Genomic DNA, 4,064 nt, shown 5'->3' with positions numbered 1-4,064 from the left:
TCAGCCGCTGACGAAGTGGACTGAAAGGTGCATCAAGAACAGGATAGGGCATGGTCAGCCTCCTTGTTGAAGAAGCCCGCCATGCTCTGCCGCCGCCGAACAACGCTCAATGCAGGCGCGACGACCGGTCCCTGATCTCTACCTCAACCGCAGGCGCCCTCCCGCGCAGCGGGTTCGTTCTTCGGCACCGTTGCGGTCATAGCGCTCGCGAACCGGAACGGGGCGACGCAGTGCGGCGATCTGCGCTGAAAGTAGGGCCCATCCAAAAAGCTAGAGCCGAAACCTGTTCAGACGGATGGCAAGCGGCCAACCGCCGCTGATGGATGGGGATGATAGTTAAATTAAATCAGCTACTTACAAGATAGCGTGTGCAAAAATCGCACACGAAAGTTCGGCTTCTCGTCTTTTTTCGTTCCCACGACGGAGCCGCCGACAGCCCTTTTCGGGCGCACTGCTGCCAAAGGCTTTGACCTTCTCCAACGCGAATGTTCGCCGTGATATCCGTCCCTGTTTATCGCCGCGGTGTTGTGCTGCGGCGCATCTCCCGGCGAAGTTTCGAAGGAACAATGAAAACTAAGCAACGGCGAATCCTAGGCCATATCGATCTGAGCGGATCGTACTTGCATCGAGCGGGACACCTTCCGCTGCCCCCTTGACTCGATTGCTTCTGCTTTGGAAACTGCCGCCCTAGCTGGTCGCTTGGGCGGTGCTTCATTTTGCCAGCCGGCTAGCTCTGGCAGATCGTCAAGCCAGCTTTTCTCTGGCATCGAGGCCTCGCCGGCCAGCGGCGCAGCCTCGGATGCGTTGTGAATGAGCCAGTCCATCCACTTTCGATAAGCAGACGGTGCCAACTCGGGCGGCAGCACCCTGGCCTTGGCCAGCATGCGTTTGCGGAAACTGACTTGCCTGCGCAGTTTGATTGACGTGAACTTGATTGACCTGCCCTGGTATTCAACGGTCCAGCGCCCATCTCCGTGGCTGGTGAGCCTGTCAATGGCGAAATCGGCATCGACCGGCCTGTCCCGCCAGGGAAGCTCGATGGCATTCTTCCTCAGATCGAGTGCCCATCGCCTGTAACTGGCCCCGGCACGCTGGGGCGGCAGCACGCCAGCCTGTTCGAGTATCTTCCTGCGGAAGGCGGGCTGCTTCTTGAGTTGGCCGGTCGTCAGCTCGATGCGATGCCCACGGAATTCGACGTGCCAGCGGATCCTGCCATTGCCGAAATACTTCACCAACCTGTCTATGACGAACTCGTCATCGGAAAGCATCACGCATCGCTGCTTGATGCTTTCGAGAATGTACTGGCTATCGGTGGGCATGACGCGCCTCGTGCAGGACCTCTCAGAAGCTTAGAGCTGCAAAAAATCAAGGGCCAATTTCTCCACCATATCATTATTTTTGTGTGGAATTGTTGGCTGGGGGTTCTTGGAAGCCTTTCGAACTTTCTGCCTCGCACCCACTTTTTGCTGCTATGGCCGTCGCAGAAGTCGTTTCTAGGCGTGCAGAGACCCACGCAAGCACCTGATTTCATTGCGAATTGTGATGGTGCGTGAGAGTGCATGCCCGACGGGTATCGAGCGGGATAATTATGCGGAAAATTGCGATAGCGAAGTTAGTGAGGGCGGTTTCTGGGGTGGGTAGGGAACTCTATTCGACGAGGTTCACGATTGCTCATGTTCCTTCCCGTTGAGTCGATTTGTCGCGTGGCACCTAACGGTTTGCTGATTTGCCCATTGGTTTAGGTCGGCCACGGGATAGACGATGGACTTTCCAATCTTCACGAAAGCTGGCCCGACGCGCATTGCTCGCCAGTTGGCCAATGTCCCGGCCGAGATAGCGCCGCGAAAACGTTCGCTCACTTCCTCCGGTGTCAGATACAGTGGTTCCGTCATCTTCTACCTCAAACCAAGTCTCGGTTGGGATGATCGGGTCCGCGAGTGATGAACGGAGACGACCTCCTACGCTCGGGGTCGAAGGCATCTTCATTGAGAACATCTGTCGATACCGGCGCGTCACGCATCTCTACGGCAACTTCGCCAAAGACTGAAAGCGGGTTCTGACCACGGTAGGACCATCGCGGGCTGCCGGCTAGAAAAAGGCCGGAGGGAAGTGGGATCAATAGTCTGATGCTCCGGGCAGGGCCCTCCGAAGGCAGAGGTAACACGCGCCACCACGCTGGTTACTGCCGAGCCGTCGGGAGCACCCCAGCGTAGCGTTGGCAGCGACCGATGGCCGAAAAAATGCTCCGACCGCGTCAGGCGATGACTGCTTCGCGCCTAGGTCATTCAGCTGGCCCCTGCCGCCCTCCAGAAGCGGACATCGCGGGTGTCAACGCCAAGGGAAACGCCGATTCCCACGCCTCCGATCCCCATGTTCCCACTCTGAGGGCGCTTGCTGACGCGGCCTCGGCGATCCGCTTGCGGTCATAGTCCGGCAGCTTCGAGAGTGCCTCTGCGAAAGGCTGTGGCGCGCGCACGACGACGAGCGTCTGCCAGCCTTCTGCGTAAGTGATCACTTCGCCCATCCACTTGATGACATACCCTTCCGGTTGCTCTCCGATCTCGTTGTCAGCAACTTCTCGGGAATCGTAGCCGGACCAACGAGAGAAGGATAAGACCATCCCTGCGGCTGCGCAGCGGTTGGCAACGCATGATGCGCCATCGCATCGGATGTCAGGAGGAAGCCGACCAGTGTAGCGGCGACTAGTGCGGCGGCGACCAGGGCCAGCAGCGTCATGCCTCGCTGGGTGTGGTCTTGCGGCGGTTGTCAACGACGCAACCGATATGACAATATGACGGCAGAGCGGCCAGAGATTACAGTCTGCCGAACCGCTTCTCGCCCCGACCATGACCGCGCGGCGCGTGTAAGCTGGGCCGGGACCGCGCATGTAGTGGAGCTCGGGCCTGTAGCGAGGTGCAACCAGTTCGCGAAGGCTGATGCCGGCTGCGTGATGAGAGACCACAGGATCATGATGCGAACTCCTGTCCACAAATCTGCTTATTTGGGTGCAGAGGACATATAAGGTATTTGGAGGTCGATCTATTGCACGATGGTGTTGCCAATACTTTGGCATCAGTGCCAGACGAGCGTGCCGCAGGAGAGCGCTAGTTCCATGGCAGTGATTTTTGCGCAACCCTGTCCTGAAAACGGTCGATTTACGGACATCCCGATGTCGCAACTTACCGCGAAGATGGACCAAATCAGCTGCTATCCAAAGGTGAAGGCATAGGCCCGCAGTCCTTCTTCGTAGAATTCGAACTCGAAGGCTTCGGTCCGCGATCGGTCCGGTTTGGCGGATGAGCTGATAAGGCGTGCGTCCTTCAGCATTCCCAGACCCTGAGCGTCGACATCAAAGCCATGATCGGCCTTTGGAGGCGCGCCGCCGGCAGGGGTGCCACGCGTCATCCTGGCTAGCGCAGCGTAACCTGCCCGTCCCCAGTGATCCGCTGCAGGGAAGCGCCTGCGGCCTCGGCCACGGAGCGGTGCCTGATGACGGCCTGGTATCGGATTCCCGGGCTTAAGTTGAAGGTGTGGGAACCCTCGCCGGAGAGATTCACGCCGAACCCGGCATCACCGGATGCCGTATCGGCTGCCGTCACGCCGACGACGTCGAGCCTCGCCCCTGCCATGTTCCTCCAGAGGAATTCGACCGGCTTACTGCCGGCGGTAAAATCCATCTGCGCTTCCAGGTTCGCCTCTGCCGACGATTGTGTGTCGTGCGGCTCGTTCCCGAGCGGGCGGTTCCCGATGCAACTGCCGATGGAGGATGTGCGGTAATGGCCGCCCTGGGCCGAAACATCGAACACGAACCGCACGCCGCTTTCGCCCATCCGGTCCACTTCGGCGGACGACCGCGCGCTTGAGATCGTTCGTCCGAAGCCCTCGTCGCACTCGCTCCGTTCGGTCCCAATGCCTTGCACCTGAACGCGCTCACCGAAGCCGCCACTTTGCTCTGCCGGCGGCAGGTTGCCCTGGTATCCGGCAACGCGCACCGTCACCGAACCATTGATCTTGTCCACCCGCAGCACCGCTGCCGGAGCCCCGAAGGGCTTCCCGGTAGCAGG

General features: G+C 59.5%; 5 protein-coding genes. All 5 read right to left on the bottom strand.

All coding sequences use genetic code 11. From position 1 onward, the window contains the following. Window positions 1-590 precede the first annotated feature (590 nt). Complete coding sequence (locus tag BQ8794_RS29195) at window positions 591-1,319, bottom strand: hypothetical protein (protein ID WP_244555148.1); 729 nt, start codon at window positions 1,317-1,319, stop codon at window positions 591-593. 342 nt (window positions 1,320-1,661) lie between these two features. Then, window positions 1,662-1,892, bottom strand: a complete 231-nt coding sequence (locus BQ8794_RS29190; protein WP_077382338.1) for a helix-turn-helix domain-containing protein — start codon at window positions 1,890-1,892, stop codon at window positions 1,662-1,664. Window positions 1,893-2,281: 389 nt separating this feature from the next. Next, window positions 2,282-2,620 carry a hypothetical protein gene (locus tag BQ8794_RS35845; protein WP_167378883.1) on the bottom strand — a complete coding sequence of 113 codons (339 nt, stop codon included), beginning with the start codon at window positions 2,618-2,620 and terminating at the stop codon, window positions 2,282-2,284. 587 nt (window positions 2,621-3,207) lie between these two features. Then, entirely contained in the window at window positions 3,208-3,405 is a 198-nt protein-coding gene (locus tag BQ8794_RS37510; protein WP_077382332.1) for a hypothetical protein, read from the bottom strand. A gap of 5 nt (window positions 3,406-3,410) precedes the next feature. Continuing rightward, window positions 3,411-4,064, bottom strand: a 654-nt coding sequence (locus BQ8794_RS29175) for a hypothetical protein (protein WP_210189876.1), incomplete at its 5' end; no start/stop codon positions are given.

This window comes from Mesorhizobium prunaredense (assembly GCF_900156895.1).
Lineage (GTDB): Bacteria > Pseudomonadota > Alphaproteobacteria > Rhizobiales > Rhizobiaceae > Mesorhizobium > Mesorhizobium prunaredense.
Note: the sequence above shows the minus strand (reverse complement) of the source record. Positions and strands in the feature narration are given on the sequence as shown.

What these genes read in the sequence shown, in the direction of transcription:
- BQ8794_RS29195 (WP_244555148.1), bottom strand. Translation starts at nt 1,319, where the DNA reads ATGCCCACCGATAGCCAGTACATTCTCGAAAGCATCAAGCAGCGATGC.
- BQ8794_RS29190 (WP_077382338.1), bottom strand. Translation starts at nt 1,892, where the DNA reads ATGACGGAACCACTGTATCTGACACCGGAGGAAGTGAGCGAACGTTTT.
- BQ8794_RS35845 (WP_167378883.1), bottom strand. Translation starts at nt 2,620, where the DNA reads ATGGTCTTATCCTTCTCTCGTTGGTCCGGCTACGATTCCCGAGAAGTT.
- BQ8794_RS37510 (WP_077382332.1), bottom strand. Translation starts at nt 3,405, where the DNA reads ATGACGCGTGGCACCCCTGCCGGCGGCGCGCCTCCAAAGGCCGATCAT.